Source organism: Longispora fulva (assembly GCF_015751905.1).
GTDB lineage: Bacteria > Actinomycetota > Actinomycetes > Mycobacteriales > Micromonosporaceae > Longispora > Longispora fulva.
The window spans coordinates 3,078,096-3,101,133 of sequence record NZ_JADOUF010000001.1 but is presented as its reverse complement, the minus strand read 5'-3'; the positions used below and the strand labels follow the sequence as shown (position 1 = coordinate 3,101,133).

Genomic DNA, 23,038 nt, shown 5'->3' with positions numbered 1-23,038 from the left:
GGCATATTGGAGAGCGTGTCAATTGGCGATGACATGTCGTGCAGGGTTTGGCGAGTTCGTGTAATACCCGATCGACGCTGATGGCGCGGTGCTGGATTGTTCACCGATTCGCCACGGGCACGTTGTCCAGCCCCGGATGAGTTCGCTGCCGGCTCGATCCAACGCGTCGTCGCCGCATACCGCAACCCGGACCAGGTCTCGGCTGCCTCGGACACCTACGCGGCTCCGCGCTGGGCTCATGCGACCGGAGCGACTACATCGCAAGATCACTACTCGCGGTGGGCCGGTTCCGCCACAACCGCACACTAGGATCGGATGAGCCCGTTCCGAAAAGTAGTCCGGGTGGCGTGTCGAATCGGGGCGGTGGGGTTCGTAGCAGGGGCGGGGCCGCCACAAGGCGCGGCGCGACCAACTTCTCGCAAGGAGAGGCCATGACTGCCACCTACACTTTCGACATCTTCTCCACGCTCGACGGCTTCGCCAACCACGAAGGCGACTGGGGCGGCTACTGGGGCAAGCAGGGCCCGGAATTCCTCGCGCATCGCGCCGCCCTCTACCGCGAGCCGCTGCGCATGGTGCTCGGGGCCAAGACCTACTCGTCGAACGCGCCGTTCCTCGCCGCCGGCTCGGACCGCGGCGAGTTCGACGAGTGGATCACGCGCATGTTCGACTCCCCGGTCACGGTGCTGTCCAACGGGCCGACCGAGCCGCTCGACTGGCCGGGCACGACCATCGAGTCCGGCGATCCTGTCGACGTGGTCGCGCGCCTGAAGGCCGAATCCGGCGTGCAGCTGCGCTCCCACGGAAGCCTGATACTCAACCGGGCGCTGCTGAACGCCGGCCTGATCGACACCATCGAGGTGACGGTCTTCCCCGTGATCTCCGGGAAGACCGGCGTGGACCGGATCTTCGACGGTGCCGACGACTTCGACCTCGAACTGCTCGAGGCCCGGACGTTCGACGGCCACACGCAGGTGCTGACCTATCGGCCGACCCGACACGGTTGATCGGCGACGGCCGCGTAGCCGTGTCCTCAACCCACTCGGCCCGCGTCTGGTCGTCCCGTGTTGTGAGGTACCGCGGGTAGTCCGCGTTGGCAGAGTGGGCACAGTTTGGTGTTCGTGGTGGGGCGGGTGAGAGCGCCGGCAGGCGTGCCGTGGATGCAGTCGGGGGCGGCGTGGCGTAGGTGTTCGAATGCCGCGTTCTGCTGGTCGGGCGTGGGTGTTCGCAGGGCGACGAGGTGCGCGCGGAGGTCCGTGTCGGGGATGGCCCGGAGGTAGACGCTGAAGGGGCGTCGGATGGTGTTCTCTCGGGTGATCTTGTCGATGATGGCGTTGACCTCAGCGTCGGTGGCACCGGCGGCGTCGGCGATGCGGCGGCGGTCGGCGGGGCGGGCTGATGATGATGGTGATGTGTTTGATGGTGGATCTTCTAGTGGTGGAGTTCCGGCGTCGGTACTACGGGGCGGGGTGTGGTGGGGGTGGTGGGAACTACGGTGGTGTCGGTGTGGAACTGGTGGTGGAACTACGGTGGTTCCCTGGCGGGCATCGGTAGTGTCGTTTGAGCCGTTGTGGGGGATGGTGAGGCGGTACATCGTGGGTCGGCGGTGGACGCGCCGCACAGCGGTCAGCCACCCCAGTGTTTCGAGTTCGGCGAGGATCTTCGTGACGGTGGCGCGTCGGCGGATGCCGGCGGCCGTCTGCAATCGGTCGTAGGTGATCCAGGCGAGGTCGGCGGTGGCCGTCTTGTTGCCGTGGGGGTCGCGGGCGTGGCGGGCATAGGCCTCGGCGACGGCTTTGTGGCTGGCTGTGAGATGTTCTGATTCCCAGACCGCGTCGCGGTAGTGATCGAGGAACCAGCGGTGCACGGCGCTCATGTCGTTCTCCGGGAGGGACGCTCGCCTGCGTGGCTGGGCAAGGTCGGGTCCATGGGCGGTTGCGCGGTCGCTTCGATGGATGTCACGACAGTGATGAACCCTCGACTTCGCCGCTCCGTCAAGGCGCCACACGAACGGGCTCCGATGACCATCGGTATGGCACCTGTCACAAGCGCGGTGCGGCGCGTTTGGGATGCCTGCTGGTGCTCTGACCACGAACGTTGGCCGGGTTGGGTGTGTGCGTCGGGCATGATGGTGGGGTGGGTGAGTCGGGGGTTAGTGGGAACCGGGTGGTGGATGATCGCCTGTGGGATGACCAGGGGGTTGAGTGGTCGCGGGAGCGTCCGAGGTGGGCGTCTGAGCCGCGAGTCCGGCAGTTGATCCGTCGCGGTGATCGTGTGGTCGTTTTCGGAGGCGACCAGCCCTTGTCCTGGTTGAGTGCAGCTGAGGCGAAGCTGTTCTGGCAGACCATCAAGCGGCACTTCGAGGTACCCGGTGAGCACGCGGCAACGCCAGATAGCAAGGGGTTGTCCTATGCGGGCGTGCTGTGGCGTTGTGACGACCGGCTTCTGTTGGGCATTCAGGTGTTTTGCTGAATGCTCTCCCGATCGGGAGCCGATGGGTCAGGTACGCGGCGAGTTTCCGCCGGCCCCACCGGGTGAAGGGCTGACCGAGCGTCTCCGGTCTCCCCTTGGCTCCGCTCTGGCACCCAGGCGTGGGTGACGGTGGCCGAGCGTCATGTCACTGTCGATCGCGTGGCGAAGTACGCAGGGTGCGGGCTCGGCGGTCGACGCGAACCCGATCGGCGGTCGCCCAGGCGGCGTCGATCGCGGCGATGAGTTCCTCCGCCGCGTCGGTCCGGGCGACCACGGCCGTGGCCAGTTCCTCGGTGCCGTCACCCGTCACGAGAACATGTTACCGACAGTGTTGACGCGCTGACATGAATGAACGCACCACTGCCGCCAGGTGAGCGCCGGCAAGGCAGTTCCTCCTGGGCGGATCGCCGTCGCGCGAGGAGCGTCCTCCGTGCACCCATCGCCCACCATCGCGGTCAATTCTCCCGGAAGCCGAACGAGGGAGGTGATCGTGAACGAGGCCACAGCGTGGGTATCCGAGGTCTTCGCCCAGCGGAGACAGTGGACGCTGGCGAAATGGCGCATGACACGTGTGCTGAGCACCCCTCGCCTTCGGGGTCGGCTGGGCCTGGAACACCTCTGCTGCTGGAGAGTGTCGGGTATTCAGCCCGTTCGCGGTCTGCTACGCCATCGCCGGTCAGGTGGCCGCCATCGCCATCGCCTATGGCGCGCATGTCTTCTACGGCCTCCCGCTGGGCAGACTCGTGCAGGAGTTCGACCGGACCGTGAGCGCGTTGGCGAAGCTCGGCCGCTGCCCGGTCGGCTTCGCCCTCACGGTGGTGATCATCGTCGTCTGGCAGCGGGCCCTGGGCGCGGTCATCGGGTCTCCCAGGTCGGCAGCTGTGGTTCGTCGTTGTACACGATGATGTCGGCGTGCCGGGTCGGGTGGACCGTGGCGAAGTAGAACTGCTGGGAGGGGATGTAGCGCTCGCGCCAGCGCCGCTCGACCTCGGCCCGAGATGACACCGCGCTGTCTCGGACCAGGGCGCGATCCACGGTCTTCTCGAGTGCCGTCGACACGAAGATGCGCAGGTCCCACCGATCCACCAGTTCCGGGCGCATGAGGAAGACGCCGTCGAAGATCAGCACGGCGTTGTCCGGGGCGGTCGTGACCGGCGGGGACGATGCGGTATCCGTGGTTCGGTCGTAGACCATGTGTTGGACGCGGCGATTCCCGCCCGGACCGAGCGGATCGAGCAGAACCCGGTTCAGCGCTTCATGGTCGTGGGTGTCGAAATAGCAGCCTTCGGCCGAGTACTCGCCGCGCGGATAGCGCTGTGCCCGGGGGAACAGGAAATCGTCGATCGTCGCGCGGATGACATCGCGGCCCTGTTCGCGCACAAGGACAGCCAGTTCGTCGGCGAGGGTGGTCTTGCCGGCGGCGGGCGCTCCGTCGATGGCGACCCGCGTCGGGTGCGCGACCGTGACGGATCCGACCGCCCCGGCCAGGCGGCCGAGCATCTCGGCGCGGGTGCCCTGATCCATATCCTGCCCGTCCTCGTCTCGCGAAGGTCGCCGTGTCAGGCCGACCATACGCGCGCCAGCCGGCACCCTGTCACTGCTCGAGCGAGTCGGTGGCGCGCCGCACCCACCATGTCAAGAGGCAAATTCGGTGGCCGAGACTGCTGATGAACTGGGAGCCTGGGCCATGACGACCCCAGGGACAAGCAAGTATCCACCGGGCCAGACCGCGCTGATCGCGAAGATCCCCGAAGCCGAACCGCTCGTCGGCCACTGGCGCTCCCAGCTGGACTCCGTCGCCAGCGACGGAGTTCCCGCACACGTGACGATCCTCTACCCGTTCCTCGACCACGACCGCCTCGATGACACGGTGATCGGCCAACTCGGCACACTCATCGGCGCCCATCCCGCGTTCCACGTCCGGTTCCAGCGGTGCGGCAGGTTCCCCGGCGTGCTCTACCTCGCGCCATCCCCTGATCAGCCGTTCCGGGCACTGACCGATGCGGTCGCAGAACGATGGCCCGAGGCCCCACCCTACGAGGGCCAGTTCACCGAGATCACCCCGCACCTCACCGTCGCCCACCAGCAGGAATCCCAGCTCCTCGACCGCGTCGAGGCCGAGCTGGCCGACACGTTGCCCATGGCCGCTCACGTCCACGAGATCCACCTGCTGGTGAGCGACGGGAGCCGGTGGCGCGAAGACCGAACCTTCGCACTGCGGGGCCACATCTGAGGTGCTTTCGGATCGAAGGCGACCGGCGTCCTGAAAATTCTTCCACGAAGTCCGGGCGGAGGTGTCGGATCGCGGCGGCGGTGTTCGTAGCAGGGGTGAGACCGCCCGCACGGGGCGGTGCACAGGCGAAGGAACCGCGACCATGAAGCTGACGACCATGACCCAGGTCACCATCGATGGAGTGATGCAGGGAAACGGCGGCACGTTGGAGGAGGACCGCAGGACCGGGTTCGAGCGCGGCGGATGGGCCAGGGGAGCGGGGGACGACGACACCAGGACGTTCATCACGCGGACCTACCAGCGCGCCGAGGCGTTCCTGTTCGGCCGGCGCACCTACGAGTTGTTCGCCGACTCCTGGGGATCGACAGACCCGATGAGTACACATCCCATCGGGGTTGCCTTGAACGAGGCCCCCAAGTACGTCGCCTCGACCACGCTCACCGCGCCCCGGTGGAAGGACACGACCCTGCTGCGCGGTGACCTCGCGGCGGCCATCGGCGAACTGAAGGCCAAGCCAGGGGGTGAACTGCAGGTACACGGAAGTGGCGTCCTGACCCGGTGGCTGCTGGAGAATGAGCTGGTCGACGAGATGACTCTGATCGTGGTCCCGGTGATCCTCGGCCAGGGCGCGAGACTGTTCCCGGAGACCGGTCCGGACATCGCGCTCGACCTGGTCGAGTCGCGGGTCGACTCGAAGGGCGTGATGACCCAGGTCTACCGGCCGGCAGGGCGCCCGCGGTACGCGACGGCCTGAGGCACCACCGAATTCCGCGTCTGACACCAGAGGAGATGATCATGCGGTACCTGGTTTCCGTGATCGACGACAAGAGCAGTCCCGGCAGCACGGACAGGCAACCTGCCATCAGCGCGTTCAACGAACGACTGATCGCCGGCGGCTACTGGGTCTTCGCGGGCGGACTCGCGGACACCGACGCGGCCACGGTCGTCGACAACCGGGGCGAGGAGGCGGTGTTCACCGACGGGCCCTTCGTGGAGTCCAAGGAGTACCTCGCCGGCGTCTGGGTGTGGGAGGCCCCCGATCTGGACGTGGCGCTCAAGCTGGCCACCGAGGCGTCAAAGGTCTGCGACCGGAAGATCGAGGTGCGTCCGTTCCTGTGAACGACGTCGAGGAGGCGATCACCACGACGCGTGGGCCCGGGCGGCGGCCACCACCCTGCCGCCGGTCCCACCGTCGGTGGGTATAGGCCGTGTCGCTGGCGTCAGGCGGAGTCGACTGGCAGCCTGAACGGATGCTGAATCAGGTGGCCGACGGCGTGTGGGTGCGCCAGAGCGCGTGGGTCTGGAGCAACGCCATCGTGGTGCGCGCGGCGGACGGGTTGATCCTGGTCGACCCCGGCATCCATGGTTCCGAACTCGACGAGCTCGCCGATGAGGTCGACCGGCTCGGCGTTCCGGTGGTCGCCGGGTTCTCCACGCATCCCCACTGGGACCACCTGCTGTGGCATCCCCGGTTCGGTGACGTGCCGCGCTACGCCACCGCCGCCTGCGCCCACGCCGCCGGTGAAGGTCGGGAGCGGGGACGGCGGATGGCGGCGGAGAGCGCGTCAGGTATCCCGCTGGAGTTGCTCGGGCTCGTCACCGCGTTGCCCGCGGACGGCGGAGGGATGCCGGGGGAGATCGTGGAACATGAGGCGCACGCGATCGGCCACGCCGCGGTCTGGCTCGCCGACCGTGGCGTTCTGCTCGCCGGAGACATGCTCTCCGATGTCCTGGTCCCGATGCTGGACCCTCGCCGACCCGATCAGGTGGGCGTCTACGAGGCCGCGCTCGATCGGCTGGGTGACATCGCCGGGCAGGTCGATGTCGTGGTGCCCGGCCACGGCACCGTTGCCCAGGGTTCCGAGGTCGCGGCCCGCCTCGCGGCGGATCGTGCGTACATCGACGCGCTACGGCGAGGGGAGGAACCGGTCGACGCGCGTTGGGGCCCACGCGGGTAGGCACCGAGCAGTTGCCGCGACCCTGGGCGGTATCGCTGAGTGCGGTGGAGGACTCGCACCGGCCGAATGCCACTCCCCGTTCTGGGCCGGCCGACCGCTGTTGAGCAGTTGCGGCGATGGTTGCGTGACAGGTGTGAGGACACCCTGCAGAAGGCGAACCTGCGTCTGGTCAAGCGGTGGCGCGGAGTCCCGACCCCGTCCCGTGGCGCACGATGATGTCCCTAGATGGGCGTTATACTCTGTCCGCTAGCGCGGAATAGCACGTAATGTCCAACGCTATCTGGAGTACCTCGTGCGCAAGATTGCTCTTCTCGCTTTCATCGTCGGTGTCGGAGCCCTGTTGGGCGGCCCGGCACAGGCGGCCGGCTCAAGCGCGGACTTGATGCCTGCCAAGATTTCCTCGGCCCAGTCGGCGTCGACAGCGGACCAGGCTCGCCAGGACCCGACGAAGGTTGCCCCCTCGGCGGTCCCCGGCATCGGCAGCCTGATCAACATCGACGCGACCGACGCCGCGCACGTGCCGGTCTGCGGGGTGAACGCGGCGACCCATTCGGCCAACCAGGCCTGTGACAATTGGGACCGCGCCAGCTCCGCGCAGCAGTCCGGTGCGAGCAACAAGCCGTTCGGCTTGATCAACCTGGACCTGACCCGCGCGGCGCACCTTCCGATCTGCGGAGTGAACGTCCTGGTTTCGAACTCCGACAACCAGCAGTGCAGCAACAACCCTCAGGTCTGAGACCTACCCGAGGTAGTCATCCGGCGGCTTCCCGCTCCGGCGAGACCCACTCGTCGAAGCAGGAAGCCGCCTGTTCATGGCTCTGGCCGGCAGCTCGGCACCGGTGGTGAGGATCGCGCGTCGATCGCCGGTTCTCGGACCCCTGCCGTACAAGTAGGTTTGCCCCTGGGCGACGGCTACACAAGCGCGGGGACGTTCCCGGCCGGCTGGTCGGTGGACAGGATGGCGTAGCTGAGCGAGTCGCGCCAGGTCCCGCCGACGAGCATGTGGTCGCGGATGCGGCCTTCGTACCTCAGCCCGGTCTTCTCCAGTACCCGTCGTGATCCGTGGTTGTAGGGGTGGCAGCATGCCTCCATCCGGTGCAGGCCGAGCGTGCCGAAGCCGAATCCGACCAGGAGTCGGGCGGTTTCGGTGCCCAGGCCCTGGCCCCAGGTGTCGGGGTGCAGGGCGTAGCCGAATTCGCCCCGGCGGTGCGCGGCGCTGATCACCGCCAGTCGCACGACTCCGACCAAGGAGTCGTTGAGGTCGACGGCCAGGTTGAAGACTGTGCGGGGCGAGGCCCACGTCTCGGCCAGCCAACTGTTGAGGATGGCGGTGGTGACGGTGAGGTCCGGGTGGGTGTCCCAGTGGGTGTGGCGGGAGACGGCCGGCAGCCGGGCGTAGGCGTGAATCGCCTCCAGATCGCCGGGATGTAGCTCGCGGAGCATGACCCGTGGGCCTTCGACGCGCACGCCTTGCTGATCGTTCATCGCGCTGCTCCCGGGGCGGCCGCTGTCGCGAGTTTGCGGACGAAGCGGTGCTGGCAGGGATCCAGGCCGTCGGTCGGCATCGCCAGGATCTCCTGCGGTGTCAGCCACCGCATCGCGGTGAACTCGTCGGCGTCGAAGTAGCTGACGTCCGTGCGGTGGGCGTGGACGACGTGCCAGACGGACACGTCGACATGCTCACCCGGGCCGCGGGTGCTGGTCACCGACACGAACACCGGTGCGGTCCCGAACTCCGGTGATGGCTCTGCGCGTATCCGTAGTTCCTCCCGGCACTCGCGCGCCACCGTGTCCCACAGTGTCTCGCCGGGCTCGACGTGTCCGCCGTTGGGTAGCAGCAGCCCGGCCTTGCGGTGTTCCCCGAGCAGCAGCTGGCCGGTGTCGGGGTCGATGACCTGGAAGTAGGCGACCAGGTGCTTCGGGGGAGTGGCCGGTTTGGCCAGGCGGAACAGGTCCGCGCCGCTGCCGATCCAGGCGAGGACGTCGTCGATGTGGGCCCGCTCGGCCGGGTCGCACGGGGTGATGGCCGCGATGGTCCGTGACAGGTCGCCCCGGCCGGCGTCGGTGGTGGGGCCGTTCACGCCGTGGCCGGCGCGGGGATCCGCTGCCAGGTGCCGCGGGCGGCGCGGCGGATCTGCGCGGCGAGCGCGAACGCGTTGGCCTCGCTCATCGGCTCCTGCGGCTTCGGCCCGGCCGGGGTGCGGACCTCCACTTCGCACAGCCCACCGCTGGGGTCGCGGCGGACGAACACCGCCATGTGCTCCGGGTCGTCGGGGTCACGTACGTTGTGCCAGGCGGCGAGCAGTTCCATCCGACGATCCTCGAACATGTGAGCGATCAAGGCAAACGGGCGCGCCGCCCGGCTGTTCCCGCCGTGGTCGTACGGCGGGAGGCATCCGCCGTCGGTCATCGACGGCTGCGATGTGTGGCTCAGCCACACGTGCCGCCGAGGATGGACCATCCCAGTCCGGCTCTGGCTCTGGCACCAAGGTCCGAGGTGAGGCCGCGTCGGATAGCCCGAAGGCTCAGGGCAGGATCTCGACGTACCCGTCGCCTCCGTGCACGCGGATCCGCTGCCCGTCGGGGATAAACCGGGTTGCGTCCGCCACGCCGACGACAGCCGGCAGGCCGTACTCCCGCGCGATGACCGCGCCGTGTGTCATCAGTCCTCCCACCTCCGTCACCAGCCCCGCGATCGCGACGAAGAGGGGCGTCCAGCTCGGGTCCGTGTACGCCGTGACGAGGATGTCACCCGGTTCGAGATCCGCATGGGCCATGTCCAGGATGACGCGGGCGCGCCCTTCGACGGTCCCAGCCGAGACCGGTAGGCCGATCAGGGCACCGGTCGGCACGTCGTCGCGCCGGTACGACCCGGAGAGGGCCTCGCCGTCGGAGGTCAGCACCCGGGGCGGCGTGAGCGCCTGGTACGACCGGAACGCGTCCTTGCGCTGCTGGATGAGCTGGTAGTCCGCCTTGTTCGAGCGCGCGACGTCCTGGAACTCGCCGAACGTGAGGTAGAAGACGTCCTCCCTGTCTGCAAGCACGCCGGCCCGCTCAAGCCGCCCGGCCTCCTCGAGCAGGGCCTGCTTGTAGACGAGGTAGCGGCTGACGATGTCGTACTTCGGGAACTCCCGGTACCCGATGAAGGTCCGGACCCGGTCGATCATCCGCTGGGTCTCGGCGGCCTTGTGCTCACCGTCCGGCAGGGTCCGTAGGTGTTTGAGCACCTCCCGCGCCTTCTTCTCCGCCTCCTGCCGTCCCTGTTCGAAGCGCCGTCGGGCGGCGCCGGGCTCGAAGAGCCTCACGTTGTCGAGGATCACGGACACGAGCATTGTCGGGCGCTCGCTCCACCGTGGCCGGGTGATGTCGATCTCGCCGGCGCACCGCATGCCGTACAGGTCGAGGTATGCCTCGATGGCGTCGCGCGCCTCGGTCCCGCCGACGATCTTCGGCAGTTCGTCGAGGAAGCCGTCGCCGTCGACGCCCCGGAGGAACGCCACCACCTCCGGATGCCGCCGGATCACGTCGGCGACGTCGAGCAGCGCCAGTCCCATCTCCGACGTGACGTTGCCGGGCGCGGACAGCGTGAGGGCGTCGGCGGCGTTCTTCTCTCCCAGCCATTCCCCCAGCTGGTCGTTGAGCCACCAGGTGGCCTCCATGCCCGCCATGATCACCTGAATGCTGAGCGGGTCGGTGAGGACCCGCTTGTGCTCGGCGAAGGCCTCCAGCAGGAAATCGAACAGCGCTGGACCGGTCACCGTCGCGATGTCACGCCGAAGAGCGGCGATGGACGTCCGGCTGCGTTCGGTCAGCTCGGCGACGATGGCCGGATCAGTCTCGATCGGGGCTGCCGCGCCGCGGACCGGTGGCCCGCCGGTTCCCGGGTCGGGCAGCGTCGGGAGGAAGCCGCCGCGTTCGACGACGGTCTCCAGCGCGTCCCTGATCAGCGGATCGCCCCTGCCCGCGAGGTCCAGGAAAGCGGCGCGGCCCGCCCGCGAGGTCAGGCGCGCTGTGGCGTCGACGAACAGCCGCCCGCCGGCCTCCAGCATCGGGGCCATGGCCGTCAGCCGCCACACGGAGATGCTCAGCGGTTTCATGGCGTCGGTCATCATCTGCTGGTGGCCGACGGACAGGTAGACGCGGTTGTCCCGGTCGCCGGTCTCGGGGACGGGGAACAGGGTGGTGATCGGCCGGCTCTGCACGATCTGGAAGTCGTCGTCGACCATGCACCATTCGATGTCCTGTGGGCGGTCGAAGTGGGCTTCGATCCGCCGCCCGAGTTCCACGAGCCGCACGACCTGCGGATCCGTCAGCGCGGGCTGCCGCTGCCGCCGCGGGTCGATAACCGCTTCCCGGGTGCCGCCCTCCGGCAGGGCATGGATGGCGAGCTGCTTGGTGGCTACAGCCCTGGCGACGACCTCGCCGTCGCGCACGGTGAACACGTCCGGGTTGACCAGGCCGGAGACCAGGGCCTCGCCGAGGCCGAAGCTGGCGTCCACGGTGGCGGTCTTCCGGTTTCCCGTGACCGGGTCGGCCGTGAACAGGATGCCGGCCGCGTCCGGGAAGACCATCCGCTGCACGACCACGGCCATGTGGACCTTCCGGTGGTCGAAGCCGTTGCGCAGGCGGTAGGTCACGGCCCGCTCCGTGAACAGCGACGCCCAGCACCGGCTGACGTGCCGGAGGATCGCAGCCGACCCCACGACATTCAGGTACGTGTCCTGCTGGCCGGCGAAGGATGCCGTCGGCAGGTCCTCCGCCGTCGCGCTGGACCGCACGGCGTACGCGGCCTGATCGCCGAGCCGTGCGAGCGCGTCGGTGACCGCCGTCGCCAGGTCTCCCGGGACGGCGACCCCTTCGATGGTCTGGCGGATCCGCGCGCTGAGTGTGCGGATCGACTCCCGGTCATCCGGGTTCAGCCGCGACAGCTGATCGAGGCGGTCGTCGATCGACGGTACCTCCGCCATGATCCGCAGGAAGGCTGCTGTCGTCACGCAGAACCCCGCCGGCACGCGGACGCCGTCGATCCGCGACAGCCCGCCCAGGTGCGCTCCCTTGCCTCCCGCGACCGCGACCCGCGTCTCGTCCACCTCGTGAAGTCCCACCACGTACCGCTCGATCACTGCGAATCCTCCGAGGTAGCCGTGTTCCGTTGCCCTGCGCGCTGTGTCCGGCCGCCGATTCTGCGGCACGACCCGGGCCTTGCCGCAAGCCCCCTTGTGCGTTATATGGTAAAAGTGCGGGCTTCCTTCTCCCGTCGCCCGGGCCGCCCGTGCCCGCACCCCCACGGCACCGCGCACCGCGTGTCCGGGACAGTCTCGGACGGCTGACCAGCTCCCGCCGGCTCACCGCGGGGTGTCTGATGTGGATATGAAAACACGCGTTCTCGCCGTGGCGCTCGTCGTCGCCGCGGCCATCATCGCCGCACCCACCGCCGCCCAGGCCAAGCCGACCTGCGCCTCCGGCACGGTCTGCACCTACAGTGCCTACAACTTCACGGGCACCAGGACCGTCACCACCGTCAACAGCTCCACCAGGAACCGGTGCCTGACGCTCACCGTCCGGTCCATCGACAACGCCAGCAGCCGACCCGTTCGGACCTACTCGGGCGCGAACTGCTCTGCCGGCGACAACCTGGTGAACCCCGGGCAGTCGAAGGCGACGACCGCCATCAACAGCATCTGGATCACCTGATCGGTGGTGCGGGGCGTTGAGGGGCGCCCCGCACCAGCGCCGACCACCAGGAACGCCCCGACAGTCAGCCGTCCGGGCCGATGAACACCGGCGGCTTCCTCGGCGGGTCCGGTGGCAGCGGGGTGACGGCCACGATCACGGTGACCAGCGCACCGGGGAACAGCGAGGTCCCGGCCCGGGGCACAGTGCCGATCACCTCTCCGGACGGCACGGTGAACGACTCCTGATCCTTGGGGATCGCGACGTACCCCTCGAAATCCAGCGCCGCGGTGGCGCCGGCGAGGTCGAGTCCGGCGACGATCGGCACCATCCCGGTCGGTCCGTGTCCGGTGGAGACGAACAGGGTCACGAAACTGTTCGCCACCAACTGGTCCCCTTCAGGCGGCGAACTGGCGACCACGGTGCCGACGAACGAGTCGGACGCCGTCCCCTCATCCATGGCGTTGAGGTGCTCGGCCTGCAACGCCTCATGCGCCTCCAACACGCTCAACCCGGATACGTGCGGTACGGCGAACAGCTCCTCGTCGATACGCATATCGGCCTCCCCGACGGTGACGAGCGCCCACCCACAGGATACGCCTGTGTCAGTACCCGGCCCGGTCGACAACCGGTATCAACCGGTGGCCCGGTGGTGTCCTGGCCGGCGGAGCTGGCCTGGCGGAGGAGGGACCAGCCGCGCCGTCGCCCTGACCGACGCCGGGTCGGTGCTGACCGCGCCGGTGCTGTGCGCGCCGCAGGTCACGGAGATCCTCGGCGATCCGCGAGCCGCCGCGTCCTCGGTCACCAAGGGCGCGGTGTGGTCGTGGACGCAGGGGCCTGGCAACGCCGAAGTCCTCGTGGACCAGCTGGTTCTGGGGTTTCCCGGCGGGGAGGCGCCCCGCGTGTTCGACCAGATTCGCCGCGCACCGCTGTGCCCGCAGCGTCCGCCGCTGGCCAAGGTGGACACGGTGACCGGCATCCAACGCGTGGTGAGGGGCTTTAAGGACACGGACATCATCTGTGTACAGGTGGCCACCCGCCACACGTGCCAGGCGTGGCTGCAACGGGGCCCGGTCGTGATCATCCTGCACGCCAGCGGCGAGAACCCGGTCGCGACGGAGTCGTCGCTGGCATATCTCATCTCGATGGCCGGCCGCCGCCTGGAGACGGTGATTCCCTGAGACTAAAGGGACATATCATGTGTAGTGGTGATAAAGTTCGCGCTCATGACTAGTGAACTTCTGATCGAGAAGCTGAACCGGGGCTTCGCCCAGCTCGACGTGAACGGCAACGGCCAGATCGACCGCGACGACGTGCTCGGGCTGGGCTCCCGCATCCTGCTGGGCTTCGGGGAGTCGCCGACCTCCGCGAAGGGCATCCAGGTGCTCGACAGCTACGACGCGCTGTGGGAGCAGCTCACCGCGCACGCCGACGCGGACGGCGACGGCGTGATCTCCCCCCAGGAGTACCGGGACGGCATGACTGGTGCGTTCGTGCACGGCGACAAGCTTGACTCGGTGTTCCAGCCCGCCGCCGAGGCCGTCATGCGCATCGCCGACACGGACGGCGACGGGACGATCGACCGCGAGGAGTTCGAGACGCTGCTGCGCGCGTTCGGGACGGACGGCGCCGATATCGACGCGGCGTTCGCCGCGCTCGACACCGACGGTTCCGGACAGCTCACCGTCGACGAGATGGTCGCGGCAGCCCGCGAGTACTTCACCAGCGAGGACCCGGCTGCTCCAGGCAACCTGCTCTTCGGCCAGCTGTGACCTCCGCGCTCGCCGCCGGTTTGACGACACTGCGCGGGCTGGACGCCCCGTGCCGTGTCCATCCCGGCGAGGCGGGCGTGGTCGTCACCGTGGAGAACTGGGCGGTGGCCCGGGGCCTGGTGTCCCGTGCCACCGCCGGTCAGGCTCGCTTCGGCGTGCTGGCCTCGCGGGCGTTCCCCGAGTCGAGCCCGGACGTGGCCGCCCTGAGTGGGCAGTGGCTCGCGTGGTTCTGCGCGAGTGACGACGAGCGCGACGACGGCGCCGAGCTGGGCCTGGGCGTCCTCGACCGGGCGTTCGAGGAACTGTGGGCCGCGACGGCGCCCCGGGCCGGCGCGTACTGGGCTCGACGCTTCCTGGCCGAGTACGAACGCTACCGTCGTTCGGAGTCCGCCGAGCTGGCGAGCCGGCGATCGCGTCGCGCACCGGCCCTCGCCGACTTCGAGGGCTTCCGCCGCGCGACCGTCGGGACCTTCCTGCTCCTGTTGCCCGAGCCGTTGCTCGGCGTCGAGCTGCCGCCGGCCATCGGGTACACGTCGCAGTGGAGGACCTTGACCGAGGCCGCCGCCGACGTCATCGCCTGGACCAACGACCTGGCCTCCGTGGACCGCGACACCAGCTCGGGCGACACCACCAGCTACGTCCTGGTCGCCGCGCACGAGTTGGGCTTGACCCGGCCCGAGGCCGTCGAGTGGGTGTGCGGGCGGGTCGCGGGCCGGATGGCGGAGATGCGGCGGGCGGCGATGGACCTGCCCGCCCAGTTCGAAGGCCAGGGACTTACCCGGGCCGCCACCCACGACGTGAGCCGGATCGCGATGACGCTGCTCAGCGCGCCGCGCGCCCATCTGGAGTGGCTCATCGAATCCGGCCGGTACGAGCTGACCTGAGCGGCCCCTGGCCGAGCCCCCGAGATGATCTAGGATTCGCGGGTGAGTGACACCCGGGAACCCATGAGCGTCGGCCGTCTGGAGGCGTTCAGCGACGGCGTCTTCGCGATCGCGATCACCCTGCTGGTGCTGGAGATCCGGCTGCCGGCCGGCGAGGGCGACCTGCTCGACAAGCTGGCGCACCTGTGGCCGTCCTATCTGGCCTACGTGATCAGCTTCCTGCTGATCGGCATGATCTGGATGAACCATCACCGGATGTTCCACCACATCCGCCGGGTGGACGGCACCCTGCTAGGCCTCAACGTCCTCCTGCTGATGTCGGTGTCGTTCCTGCCGTTCCCCACCCACGTGCTCGCGGAGACGCTGCACGACCGGCATGACAGCCAGACCGCGGCGGCGTTCTACGGCGTGGTGCTCGTGATCGGCGGCGTGTTCTACAACGCGGTCTGGTGCTACGCGTCGATCGGGCACCGGCTGCTCGGCGACACGATCACCCCCGACGAGGCGCGCACGCTGCGGATCCGGTGGGGCATGGGCCCGGTGCTGTACCTGGTCGCCACGCTGCTCGGGCTGTGGAGTGCGGCGGCGAGCCTGGTGCTCTACATCCTGCTGCTGGTCTTCTACTTCTTCGATCTGCGACCCAGGCGCGCCGGATCAGCCCCGACGCCGTGAGCCAGCCCCACGTCACGCGACTCGTTCGAACCAGTCGAGCGCGAGGTCGGCGACCGCTGCCGGGGCGTCGTCGGTGAGGAAGTGCGCCGCGTCGTCGACGTAGGAGAACTCGACGCGATCGGCGTACCGCTCCGGTTCGCGGCAGACGCGCCCCATGTTCTCTTCGGTCCAGGGCCGGTCGAGGCGGCCGAACACCACCAGGGTCGGCACGGTGAGCCGCCTCCTGCGGTAGACGCCGCGCATGATGCGCATGGCTTCGGGCAGGATCATGCCGCGCGTCAGCGGACGCACCGCGCCGTCGATGTCGGGTCGGAGCATCGGGGCGAGGTGGGCTTCGACGGCTGCCTGCGACATCGGGCGGGCGACGTACGGCTCGGAGAGGATTCCGCGCAGTGAGGCGCCCGGGCGGTGCCAGATGAACGGGGGCAGGTGCCGAAAGCCGGGGGCGAGCTTCGGGCTGAACGTGAAGAAGCCCGGCGGCACGGACAGCTGCACCGCCGTTCGCACACGCTCGGGGTGGTCGTAGCTCAGCTGCATCGCGGTGATGGCGCCCATGTCGTGGGAGACGACGTGGGCGCGCTCGATGCGCAGGGCGTCGAGGAGGGCGAGCAGGTCGCGGAGCCGGGTCTCGCGTTCGATGCGCGGATCGTCGGCCGCGGACCAGCCGGCCCCGCGCAGGTCGGGGCAGAGGACGCGGTAGCCGGCCGCGGCGATGACCGGAGCGATGGCGTGCCACTGCCACCAGTGCTGCGGGAATCCGTGCAGCAGCACGACCGGTTGGCCCTCGCCGATGGCGGCGATGTGGGTATGCAGGCCGGGCGTCTCGACGACGAGGTGGTCGAAGCCGGAGGCCTCCGGCAGCGGTGGCGACCAGGCCGAGGCGTCGACGGAACGGGTGGTGCGGGGCTCGGGCGTAGGCATGACGACCCCTTTCACGCGGCGGAGTACTACGTTTATAGTACTCCTGTCCTTGGCCACGGGGCCAGCGGAACGCTAGCCTCGCCGCATGGATGCGCTGGAACTCAGACGAGCCGCGGAGGCCGGCGACCTCGACGCCATGCTGGCGCTCGCCGACCTGATCGGCGAGGAGGACCCGGAAGACCCGGAAGCACGCGACTGGTACGAACGCGCCGCCGCCTCCGGTCGCCCCGAAGCCATGTACGCCTACGGCGTCGTGCTCCGCTGCGACGGCGACGAGGAGGAGGCCGAGCCGTGGCTGCGCCGGGCCGCCGCGACGGGCCACACCGACGCGATGGTGGAGATCGGACACCTCTTCGATCACCTCGACGAGCCGGACCAGGCGAGGGAGTGGTACCAGCGCGCGGCGGACGCGGGCAACGCAGACGGGGCGGCCAACCTCGCGGCGCTGACCACACTCCGAACGCCATCGCCCTAGTCCTACGGTGGGTTCGGCCGGCGTCTGAACCCCGGGGCGGGGTGGTCTGGCTCACGGCCGGATCGATCTTGCGTTGATAGGGTCGCGGCACCCCTTGAAAGCAGGTGCGTGTGGTCACATTCGGCGCGGTCGTCGGAGTCGCGGCAGTGGAACTGGGCCTGGCGCTCACCCCCGGCCCGAACATGATCTACCTGGCGTCCCGGTCGATCACCCAGGGCCGCCGGGCCGGGCTGATCTCCCTGGCCGGGGTCGCGGTCGGCTTCCTGGTCTACCTCGCGGCCGCCACCGCCGGCCTGGCCACGATCTTCGCCGTCGTGCCGGCCCTGTACACGGCACTCAAACTGGGCGGGGCCGCCTACCTGCTCTACCTCGCCTGGAAGGCGATCCGCCCGGGCGGCACCTCGGCGTTCGCGCCCAGGGAACTGCCCGCCGACCGGCCACGCAAGCTGTTCACGATGGGGCTGGTCACCAACCTGCTCAACCCCAAGATCGCCATCCTGTACGTCTCGCTGCTTCCCCAGTTCATTGACCCGGCCCGCGGTCACGTGGCCGCGCAGAGTTTCCTGCTGGGCCTCGTGCAGGTCACGATCGGGATCACGGTCAACGGCACGGTCATGCTGGCCGCGGGCACGATCGCCGGCTTCCTCGGGCGCCGGCCCAGCTGGCTGCGGATCCAGCGGTACCTGATGGGCACCGTTCTCGCGGGTCTGGCCGTGCGCATCGCCGCCGACCGCTCCAAGGCCCTGGCCATCGCGCCCTAGTGTCCGGAGCTGGAGACTCTGGTGCAGTAGGCCGCGACTTGGAGTGGTGGTGATGGCGCGAAAAGCCTGGGCGGTCGACCGACGCCGCACCACCCCTCAAGCACCACCTGCTGCGCATCCGTCACTGACACGGCGAAATCCTCGGACCTGGACGAGTCATGCCCAACTAACACGAGTCTCCGGCTCAGGACACTAGTCGTGACGTGGGTAGTAGAGCAGCAAGAGCCAGACTACGAGGTTGAATCCGAGCCCGATCAGGAACACAACAGAAGCGGCGGGCGACCTACTGTCGAACCAGCTGGTGATCGCGACGGCCGCGATCGCCGACGGCACTCCGATCGCGAGTGTCCGGGCGAACCCGCGTTCGACGGCGGCTCGCCGCTTTAGCTCCTGTTCGAGGTCCCGTTGGCGGGCGTCGTAGTACGCACGCATGCCCTCGATGTCGCGCTGTTCCTTGGGATCATCGGAATCCGAGAGGCAGCTCCTCGCCCGGCCATCTCCGATCCGCATTCGCTCCAAGGTGAGCTCGTGATCTTTCAATCTGCGTAGGTACGAATTCCCCGGTTCCACGACGGCTCAGCCCTGCAGGTGGCGACACTCGGAGCAGACGAGCTTTCCCTCGGAGTTCCATTCGGTTGCGGACCTGGAGCTCGTGGACTTCTCGGATTGCCCCATCAGGTGCCTCCATACGGGAGATTCGGTACGCCCTCAATAGAGCACGTGCGGTGATCGTCCGCGAGAGGCCGACTGGCTGTCGAAGCTGTCCGTTACACGACACGACACGTCACCAGTCATCGACCTCGCGGTCGGCGAAGGCGACGTTCTCGGCGGCCAGCAGGCTCACCTGCCGTACGGGAATGTCACTGGCGTGTGACCACTGGCGTTCCGCGCGGCGAGGACGCCGTGCCGCGGAGCCAGAGCCGGCGTCGCGTCCGAGGCCGGGCCCGGTCTCGCCGTCGTGCCGCTCCACCTGCACCCGCCCGTGGGTGACGACGCCGAACGCGTCGCACCAATCCGCCGCGACACGCGCGCCACCGTGCGGCGCGGGTGTCGGGGCCGGGACTACTCCGTGCCGTCCGCGGGCAGGCGCTCGGGCAGTCCGAGTCGCGGGAACTGGTCGTCGTGGAACGTGGTGATCTCGGTGATCGCCCCGCCTGTGACGCGCAGGACGTCGATCGTCAGTGGCAGGTACGCGCGCTCCTGCTTCCGCCAGAGGTAGAAGGCGACGGCGGGCTGCCGGTTCACGTGGGTGGGGACGGCGCGCAGGTCGCCGAGGCTCTCGAAGCCGTTGGCGGTCCAGTCGTTGACCACCGCGTCGCGGCCGATGTGCAGGCCCGGGGTGGGTGGCATCGAGCAGCGGACGTCGTCGCGGAGCATGGCGGCGAGTCCGGCGATGTCGGTGGCGACGCCGGCGTCGAGGTAGCGGCGCACCAGCTCGCGGGTCGCGGGGTCCTCCTCGCCGCCGGTCCAGTCCTGCCGCTCGGCGGGCAGGTGCTCGCGCATGCCGGCGCGGGCCCGCTGTAGGGCGCTGTTGACGGAGTTGACGGAGTCCCCGAGCAGCTCCGCGACGTCCTTGGCTGGCCAGCCGAGTACGTCGCGCAGGATCAGCGCTGCCCGGGGGCGCGGCGCGAGGTGCTGGACCGCGACGACGTACGCCAGTTCGATCGTCTCCCGTGCGACGGCGACGGCCTCCGGTTCGTCCGCGTCGCCGGCGGGCAGCTCGTCGAGGAGGCGGTCCGGGTAGGGCTGCAGCCACGGCACCTCGCCGCCGGTCGCGGGCGCCGGGCGGCGTTTGGCGAGCAGGTCCAGGCAGGCGTTGGTGGCGATCCGGTACAGCCAGGCCCGGAACGTCGAGCGGCCCTCGAAGGTCTCCCGCCGCCGCCAGGCGCGCAGGAACGTCTCCTGGACGGTGTCCTCGGCGTCCTCGAACGACCCGAGGATCCGATAGCAGTGCACGTGCAGCTCCCGACGGTGCCGCTCCGTCAGCCCTGCGAACGTCGGCTCGTCGACCTCGCCCATGACCAGCCCACTGTCGCCCAAACCGCCCATGACCAGCTCCTCCAGCCGCATGTCCGTACTCATCACGTCATCCTTCCGCCTCGTGGTGTCCCTTCGTAGGTATGACGGGCGCGGGCGCGACAACTCATCACCGGGATCGGCCGACATCGCGCGTGCGGGGCGGGTGGGCCGCACGCCCGAGGAGTCGCATGGCCTGCCAGGGCTGTCCCGGGCATCGTCGGCGCCGTCTCAGGTATGCCAAACGTATGGATGGAGATCGATTAGTTCCTGTCGATCTCCAGTTTGGATATACAGGGAGCTTGCATTGACCTCCGTCACCCCAACAAGGGAGGACAGACGTGAAGGTATTCCCGCGGCTCCTGGCGGTGGGCGCCACGCTCACCGTCGCAGCCATGGCCATCGCGGTCTCAGGATCGGCGACCGCGGCGCCCAGCACCCCGCCGGGCATCGCCGCCGAGCCGGCGGCCCTCGCCGCCCAGACGGTGGACGCGCTGGTCGCCGGCCACCCCGACTACCTGCTGGCCGGCTCCAACGAGGCGTTCACCCAGCAGAAGGTGATCTCCTCCGCCGGAATCCAGTACGTGCCCTACGAGCGCACGTACCGGGGCCTGCCCGTGGTCGGCGGCGACTTCGTGATCGGCACCAACAGCGCCGGTCAGGTGCTGTTCCACTCCGTGGCCCAGGACCACCCGATCGGTGACCTGGCCACCAGCCCCTCGGTGACCAGTGCCGAGGCGGCGAAGGTCGCGGGCGGGCAGCTGCGCTCGGTGACCAAGGTCGAAGGCACCCGACTGGTGGTGTACGCGCTCGGCGACACCCCCAGACTCGCGTGGGAGTCGACCCAGCAGGGCACCGGAGCCGAAGGCTACAGCCGGCTGAGCGTTGTGGTGGACGCTCTCACCGGCACGGTGCTCACCACCCGCGAGCACGTCATGCACGGCACCGGCACGGCCGCCTACAGCGGACCGAACCCGGTCACCCTGAACACGACCTCCTCCGGCGGCACCTTCCGGATGCAGGACCCGACCATGACCACTCTGCAGTGCCAGGACGCCGCGAACAACACCACGTTCAGCGGGCCGGACGACCTGTGGGGCAACGGGAACGCCACCAGCCGCGAGACCGGCTGTGTCGACGGCTTCTTCGCCGCGCAGCAGGAGCGGGCGATGCTGACCCAGTGGCTGGGCCGCAACGGCTTTGACGGCGCCGGCGGCGCGTGGCCGATCCGGGTCGGCCTCGCCGACCTGAACGCCTTCTACGACGGCACCCAGGTCCAGATCGGCCACAACCAGGGCAACCAGTGGATCAGCTCGGTGGACGTCGTGGCGCACGAGCTTGGCCACGGCATCGACGACCATACCCCCGGCGGCATCTCCGGCAGCGGCACCCAGGAGTTCATCGCGGACACGTTCGGCGCGTCCACCGAGTGGTTCTCCAACCAGCCGGCCGCGTTCGACCCGCCGGACTACCTGGTCGGCGAGGAGATCAACCTGGTCGGTACCGGTCCGATCCGCAACATGTACAACCCGTCCCTGGTCAACGGCGACCCGAACTGCTACTCGTCGTCGATCCCCGGCGGCGAGGTGCACGCCTCGGCCGGCCCCGGCAACCACTGGTTCTACCTGCTGTCGCAGGGCTCGAACCCGACCAACGGCCAGCCGACGAGCCCGACGTGCAACAGCCAGACCGTCGGCAACCCGGTCGGCCCGCAGAACGCCATCAAGATCCTGTACAACGCGATGCTGATGAAGACCACGAGCAGCTCCTACCTCAAGTACCGCACGTGGACGCTGCAGGCCGCGAAGAACCTGGACGCCTCGTGCGCCATGTTCAACACGACCAAGGCCGCGTGGGATGCCGTGAGCGTGCCCGCGCAGACCGCCGACCCGACGTGCTCAGGTGGTCCCACCCCGCTGGCGCTGGCCAACCCCGGCACCCAGAACGGCACCGTGGGCACGGCGGCGAGCCTGTCGCTGGCCGCGACCGGTGGCACCACGCCGTACTCGTTCTCGGCGACCGGCCTGCCCGCCGGCCTGTCCATCAACGCCTCCAGCGGCGTCATCTCCGGCACCCCGACCACGGCCGCCACCTACTCGGTGACCGCGACGGTGACGGACAGCGCCAGCCCGCCGGCGTCGGCCAGTCAGACGTTCAGCTGGGTGGTCAGCCCGGTCGGCTCCTGCTCCAGCCCCGGCCAGAAGCTCGGCAACCCCGGCTTCGAGACCGGCACGGCACCGTGGACCTCGACCGCCGGCGTGATCGGCGCCTTCGCGGGCCAGACCGCGCACTCGGGGACCAGGTTCGCCTGGCTTGACGGGTACGGCACCACGCACACCGACACCCTGCAGCAGACGGTGACCCTGCCGGCCGGCTGCGCCAACTACACCCTGTCGTTCTGGCTGCACATCGACTCGGCGGAGACCACGACCACGACCCAGTTCGACAAGCTGACCGTGACCGTGGGCGCGACGACCGTGGCGACCTACTCGAACCTGAACAAGGCCGCCGGCTACAGCCTGAAGTCGTTCAACCTGGCGGCGTTCGCCGGGCAGACTGTCGTACTGAAGTTCACCGGTACGGAGGACATCTCACTGCAGACGTCGTTCGTGGTGGACGACACGGCGTTGAACGTGTCCTGAGCGGACTCTGGCCGCCCCGGGCTTCCGGGGCGGCCAGAGTACTGCGACGTGTCCGGCCCCGAATGCGGGACGCCTCAGTGGGGACAGTGGGCGTTGATCCAGGACCGGACCCGCTGTCCCGCCGTGCTCACCTCGGGGCCGAGGAGCTTCTCCATCGCGCCCGGCTGGCCGTCGAGCACGGCGATGTTCGCGTCGACCAGAACCTGGATGTCGCCCTTCACCCCTGCCGGCGCGTGCTCGGCCATCGTCCTCAGGTCCGCCTCGAGCGTGGCCTTGTCCGCGCCGACATCGGTCCCGGTGTACTGCTTGATCCCGCCCTTGCCGTCGGTCCACTTCTCGCAGAACGCCCGGTCGCCGCCGGCCGCGGGCGAAGCGGTGGTGGCACCGGTGGCCGCGCAACCCAGCAAGGTGAGCGGCAGCGTCGCGACGACGACGAGCGTGGCGATTCGCATACGTGTGGTCATGGGTACCCCCGGATATGTGTGTGGGGGAGATGGTCGCCGACCACGCTCAAAATCCGCTCATCACCGGCCCCGGTCGATGATCGAGTGGGGGAGCG

29 protein-coding genes are annotated in these 23,038 nt (G+C 69.1%); 15 read left to right on the top strand and 14 right to left on the bottom strand.

The genetic code is table 11. The features are described 5' to 3' along the window. Positions 1 to 431: 431 nt before the first annotated feature. Positions 432 to 1,007 carry a dihydrofolate reductase family protein gene (locus IW245_RS13645; RefSeq protein ID WP_197003551.1) on the top strand — a complete coding sequence of 192 codons (576 nt, stop codon included), beginning with the start codon at positions 432 to 434 and terminating at the stop codon, positions 1,005 to 1,007. Between the two features lie 26 nt (positions 1,008 to 1,033). Here IW245_RS13645 and IW245_RS13640 read toward each other — a convergent pair whose 3' ends face one another. Then, complete coding sequence (locus IW245_RS13640; RefSeq protein WP_197003550.1) at positions 1,034 to 1,876, bottom strand: hypothetical protein; 843 nt, start codon at positions 1,874 to 1,876, stop codon at positions 1,034 to 1,036. A gap of 398 nt (positions 1,877 to 2,274) precedes the next feature. Here IW245_RS13640 and IW245_RS13635 point away from each other — a divergent pair, with 398 nt between their 5' ends. Next, positions 2,275 to 2,472 (top strand): hypothetical protein, encoded by a 198-nt coding sequence (locus IW245_RS13635; RefSeq protein WP_197003549.1) that lies wholly within the window; start codon positions 2,275 to 2,277, stop codon positions 2,470 to 2,472. Positions 2,473 to 2,617: 145 nt separating this feature from the next. Here IW245_RS13635 and IW245_RS13630 read toward each other — a convergent pair whose 3' ends face one another. The 3 genes from IW245_RS13630 to IW245_RS13620 form a co-directional block, all read right to left on the bottom strand. Next, complete coding sequence (locus tag IW245_RS13630; protein ID WP_197003548.1) at positions 2,618 to 2,782, bottom strand: hypothetical protein; 165 nt, start codon at positions 2,780 to 2,782, stop codon at positions 2,618 to 2,620. Positions 2,783 to 3,190: 408 nt separating this feature from the next. Then, complete coding sequence (locus IW245_RS13625) at positions 3,191 to 3,331, bottom strand: hypothetical protein (RefSeq protein ID WP_197003547.1); 141 nt, start codon at positions 3,329 to 3,331, stop codon at positions 3,191 to 3,193. Beyond that, complete coding sequence (locus IW245_RS13620) at positions 3,328 to 3,996, bottom strand: cytidylate kinase family protein (protein WP_197003546.1); 669 nt, start codon at positions 3,994 to 3,996, stop codon at positions 3,328 to 3,330. The genes IW245_RS13625 and IW245_RS13620 overlap by 4 nt, the downstream gene beginning before the upstream one ends. 163 nt (positions 3,997 to 4,159) lie before the next feature. Here IW245_RS13620 and IW245_RS13615 point away from each other — a divergent pair, with 163 nt between their 5' ends. The 5 genes from IW245_RS13615 to IW245_RS13595 all read left to right on the top strand — a co-directional run bounded on the left by IW245_RS13615 (position 4,160) and on the right by IW245_RS13595 (position 7,399). After that, positions 4,160 to 4,705, top strand: a complete 546-nt coding sequence (locus IW245_RS13615) for a 2'-5' RNA ligase family protein (RefSeq protein WP_197003545.1) — start codon at positions 4,160 to 4,162, stop codon at positions 4,703 to 4,705. Between the two features lie 142 nt (positions 4,706 to 4,847). Continuing rightward, on the top strand, positions 4,848 to 5,459 hold the full coding sequence (locus IW245_RS13610) for a dihydrofolate reductase family protein (RefSeq protein ID WP_197003544.1): 612 nt from the start codon (positions 4,848 to 4,850) through the stop codon (positions 5,457 to 5,459). A gap of 41 nt (positions 5,460 to 5,500) precedes the next feature. Then, entirely contained in the window at positions 5,501 to 5,824 is a 324-nt protein-coding gene (locus tag IW245_RS13605; RefSeq protein ID WP_197003543.1) for a YciI family protein, read from the top strand. 131 nt (positions 5,825 to 5,955) lie between these two features. Beyond that, on the top strand, positions 5,956 to 6,663 hold the full coding sequence (locus IW245_RS13600) for an MBL fold metallo-hydrolase (protein WP_197003542.1): 708 nt from the start codon (positions 5,956 to 5,958) through the stop codon (positions 6,661 to 6,663). Positions 6,664 to 6,955: 292 nt separating this feature from the next. Continuing rightward, positions 6,956 to 7,399 carry a hypothetical protein gene (locus IW245_RS13595; protein ID WP_197003541.1) on the top strand — a complete coding sequence of 148 codons (444 nt, stop codon included), beginning with the start codon at positions 6,956 to 6,958 and terminating at the stop codon, positions 7,397 to 7,399. 176 nt (positions 7,400 to 7,575) lie between these two features. On the opposite strand, the gene IW245_RS13590 is transcribed toward IW245_RS13595, so the two are convergent. From IW245_RS13590 to rph, 4 genes are all read right to left on the bottom strand, one after another. Further along, positions 7,576 to 8,148: a GNAT family N-acetyltransferase gene (locus IW245_RS13590; protein ID WP_197003540.1), complete on the bottom strand. Its 573-nt coding sequence runs from the start codon at positions 8,146 to 8,148 to the stop codon at positions 7,576 to 7,578. After that, complete coding sequence (locus IW245_RS13585; protein WP_197003539.1) at positions 8,145 to 8,744, bottom strand: NUDIX domain-containing protein; 600 nt, start codon at positions 8,742 to 8,744, stop codon at positions 8,145 to 8,147. The genes IW245_RS13590 and IW245_RS13585 overlap by 4 nt, the downstream gene beginning before the upstream one ends. Further along, positions 8,741 to 8,992 (bottom strand): hypothetical protein, encoded by a 252-nt coding sequence (locus IW245_RS13580; protein ID WP_197003538.1) that lies wholly within the window; start codon positions 8,990 to 8,992, stop codon positions 8,741 to 8,743. The genes IW245_RS13585 and IW245_RS13580 overlap by 4 nt, the downstream gene beginning before the upstream one ends. 196 nt (positions 8,993 to 9,188) lie before the next feature. Then, positions 9,189 to 11,786, bottom strand: a complete 2,598-nt coding sequence (gene rph, locus IW245_RS13575) for a rifamycin-inactivating phosphotransferase (RefSeq protein WP_197003537.1) — start codon at positions 11,784 to 11,786, stop codon at positions 9,189 to 9,191. A gap of 247 nt (positions 11,787 to 12,033) precedes the next feature. On the opposite strand from rph, the gene IW245_RS13570 reads away from it, so the two are divergent. Beyond that, positions 12,034 to 12,357, top strand: coding sequence for a peptidase inhibitor family I36 protein (locus tag IW245_RS13570; RefSeq protein WP_197003536.1), 324 nt, complete (start codon positions 12,034 to 12,036; stop codon positions 12,355 to 12,357). Positions 12,358 to 12,421: 64 nt separating this feature from the next. Here the strand turns inward: IW245_RS13570 and IW245_RS13565 are convergent, their stop codons facing one another. Beyond that, positions 12,422 to 12,892 carry a PASTA domain-containing protein gene (locus IW245_RS13565; protein ID WP_197003535.1) on the bottom strand — a complete coding sequence of 157 codons (471 nt, stop codon included), beginning with the start codon at positions 12,890 to 12,892 and terminating at the stop codon, positions 12,422 to 12,424. 169 nt (positions 12,893 to 13,061) lie between these two features. On the opposite strand from IW245_RS13565, the gene IW245_RS13560 reads away from it, so the two are divergent. Genes IW245_RS13560 through IW245_RS13545 form a run of 4 tightly spaced genes read left to right on the top strand, consistent with a single transcriptional unit; the run spans position 13,062 to position 15,664 of the window. Beyond that, complete coding sequence (locus IW245_RS13560) at positions 13,062 to 13,517, top strand: hypothetical protein (RefSeq protein WP_197003534.1); 456 nt, start codon at positions 13,062 to 13,064, stop codon at positions 13,515 to 13,517. Positions 13,518 to 13,562: 45 nt separating this feature from the next. Then, positions 13,563 to 14,108: an EF-hand domain-containing protein gene (locus IW245_RS13555; RefSeq protein ID WP_197003533.1), complete on the top strand. Its 546-nt coding sequence runs from the start codon at positions 13,563 to 13,565 to the stop codon at positions 14,106 to 14,108. Beyond that, positions 14,105 to 14,992, top strand: coding sequence for a terpene synthase family protein (locus IW245_RS13550; RefSeq protein WP_197003532.1), 888 nt, complete (start codon positions 14,105 to 14,107; stop codon positions 14,990 to 14,992). Before IW245_RS13555 ends, IW245_RS13550 begins: the two co-directional genes overlap by 4 nt. 42 nt (positions 14,993 to 15,034) lie before the next feature. Next, positions 15,035 to 15,664, top strand: a complete 630-nt coding sequence (locus IW245_RS13545) for a TMEM175 family protein (protein ID WP_233473000.1) — start codon at positions 15,035 to 15,037, stop codon at positions 15,662 to 15,664. A gap of 12 nt (positions 15,665 to 15,676) precedes the next feature. On the opposite strand, the gene IW245_RS13540 is transcribed toward IW245_RS13545, so the two are convergent. Next, positions 15,677 to 16,585: an alpha/beta fold hydrolase gene (locus tag IW245_RS13540; RefSeq protein WP_197003531.1), complete on the bottom strand. Its 909-nt coding sequence runs from the start codon at positions 16,583 to 16,585 to the stop codon at positions 15,677 to 15,679. 85 nt (positions 16,586 to 16,670) lie between these two features. On the opposite strand from IW245_RS13540, the gene IW245_RS13535 reads away from it, so the two are divergent. Together IW245_RS13535 and IW245_RS13530 are read left to right on the top strand one after the other, a co-directional pair. Then, entirely contained in the window at positions 16,671 to 17,060 is a 390-nt protein-coding gene (locus tag IW245_RS13535) for a tetratricopeptide repeat protein (protein ID WP_197003530.1), read from the top strand. Positions 17,061 to 17,170: 110 nt separating this feature from the next. Beyond that, entirely contained in the window at positions 17,171 to 17,821 is a 651-nt protein-coding gene (locus IW245_RS13530; protein WP_197003529.1) for a LysE family translocator, read from the top strand. A gap of 192 nt (positions 17,822 to 18,013) precedes the next feature. Here IW245_RS13530 and IW245_RS13525 read toward each other — a convergent pair whose 3' ends face one another. From IW245_RS13525 to IW245_RS13515, 3 genes are all read right to left on the bottom strand, one after another. After that, positions 18,014 to 18,331: a hypothetical protein gene (locus IW245_RS13525; protein WP_197003528.1), complete on the bottom strand. Its 318-nt coding sequence runs from the start codon at positions 18,329 to 18,331 to the stop codon at positions 18,014 to 18,016. 274 nt (positions 18,332 to 18,605) lie between these two features. Continuing rightward, entirely contained in the window at positions 18,606 to 18,797 is a 192-nt protein-coding gene (locus tag IW245_RS13520; RefSeq protein ID WP_197003527.1) for a hypothetical protein, read from the bottom strand. A gap of 86 nt (positions 18,798 to 18,883) precedes the next feature. Continuing rightward, the gene (locus tag IW245_RS13515) at positions 18,884 to 19,903 is read right to left on the bottom strand and encodes an RNA polymerase subunit sigma-70 (RefSeq protein WP_197003526.1); all 1,020 of its coding nucleotides are present in this window, start codon (positions 19,901 to 19,903) and stop codon (positions 18,884 to 18,886) included. A 275-nt stretch (positions 19,904 to 20,178) separates the two neighbouring features. Here IW245_RS13515 and IW245_RS13510 point away from each other — a divergent pair, with 275 nt between their 5' ends. After that, positions 20,179 to 22,479, top strand: coding sequence for a M4 family metallopeptidase (locus IW245_RS13510; RefSeq protein ID WP_443673910.1), 2,301 nt, complete (start codon positions 20,179 to 20,181; stop codon positions 22,477 to 22,479). Between the two features lie 74 nt (positions 22,480 to 22,553). On the opposite strand, the gene IW245_RS13505 is transcribed toward IW245_RS13510, so the two are convergent. Next, positions 22,554 to 22,943, bottom strand: coding sequence for a hypothetical protein (locus tag IW245_RS13505; RefSeq protein WP_197003525.1), 390 nt, complete (start codon positions 22,941 to 22,943; stop codon positions 22,554 to 22,556). Between the last annotated feature and the right edge of the window lie 95 nt (positions 22,944 to 23,038).

What these genes read in the sequence shown, in the direction of transcription:
- IW245_RS13645 (WP_197003551.1), top strand. Translation starts at nt 432, where the DNA reads ATGACTGCCACCTACACTTTCGACATCTTCTCCACGCTCGACGGCTTC.
- IW245_RS13640 (WP_197003550.1), bottom strand. Translation starts at nt 1,876, where the DNA reads ATGAGCGCCGTGCACCGCTGGTTCCTCGATCACTACCGCGACGCGGTC.
- IW245_RS13625 (WP_197003547.1), bottom strand. Translation starts at nt 3,331, where the DNA reads ATGACCGCGCCCAGGGCCCGCTGCCAGACGACGATGATCACCACCGTG.
- IW245_RS13620 (WP_197003546.1), bottom strand. Translation starts at nt 3,996, where the DNA reads ATGGATCAGGGCACCCGCGCCGAGATGCTCGGCCGCCTGGCCGGGGCG.
- IW245_RS13615 (WP_197003545.1), top strand. Translation starts at nt 4,160, where the DNA reads ATGACGACCCCAGGGACAAGCAAGTATCCACCGGGCCAGACCGCGCTG.
- IW245_RS13610 (WP_197003544.1), top strand. Translation starts at nt 4,848, where the DNA reads ATGAAGCTGACGACCATGACCCAGGTCACCATCGATGGAGTGATGCAG.
- IW245_RS13605 (WP_197003543.1), top strand. Translation starts at nt 5,501, where the DNA reads ATGCGGTACCTGGTTTCCGTGATCGACGACAAGAGCAGTCCCGGCAGC.
- IW245_RS13600 (WP_197003542.1), top strand. Translation starts at nt 5,956, where the DNA reads ATGCTGAATCAGGTGGCCGACGGCGTGTGGGTGCGCCAGAGCGCGTGG.
- IW245_RS13590 (WP_197003540.1), bottom strand. Translation starts at nt 8,148, where the DNA reads ATGAACGATCAGCAAGGCGTGCGCGTCGAAGGCCCACGGGTCATGCTC.
- IW245_RS13580 (WP_197003538.1), bottom strand. Translation starts at nt 8,992, where the DNA reads ATGTTCGAGGATCGTCGGATGGAACTGCTCGCCGCCTGGCACAACGTA.
- IW245_RS13570 (WP_197003536.1), top strand. Translation starts at nt 12,034, where the DNA reads ATGAAAACACGCGTTCTCGCCGTGGCGCTCGTCGTCGCCGCGGCCATC.
- IW245_RS13565 (WP_197003535.1), bottom strand. Translation starts at nt 12,892, where the DNA reads ATGCGTATCGACGAGGAGCTGTTCGCCGTACCGCACGTATCCGGGTTG.
- IW245_RS13555 (WP_197003533.1), top strand. Translation starts at nt 13,563, where the DNA reads ATGACTAGTGAACTTCTGATCGAGAAGCTGAACCGGGGCTTCGCCCAG.
- IW245_RS13540 (WP_197003531.1), bottom strand. Translation starts at nt 16,585, where the DNA reads ATGCCTACGCCCGAGCCCCGCACCACCCGTTCCGTCGACGCCTCGGCC.
- IW245_RS13535 (WP_197003530.1), top strand. Translation starts at nt 16,671, where the DNA reads ATGGATGCGCTGGAACTCAGACGAGCCGCGGAGGCCGGCGACCTCGAC.
- IW245_RS13525 (WP_197003528.1), bottom strand. Translation starts at nt 18,331, where the DNA reads ATGCGGATCGGAGATGGCCGGGCGAGGAGCTGCCTCTCGGATTCCGAT.
- IW245_RS13515 (WP_197003526.1), bottom strand. Translation starts at nt 19,903, where the DNA reads ATGAGTACGGACATGCGGCTGGAGGAGCTGGTCATGGGCGGTTTGGGC.
- IW245_RS13505 (WP_197003525.1), bottom strand. Translation starts at nt 22,943, where the DNA reads ATGACCACACGTATGCGAATCGCCACGCTCGTCGTCGTCGCGACGCTG.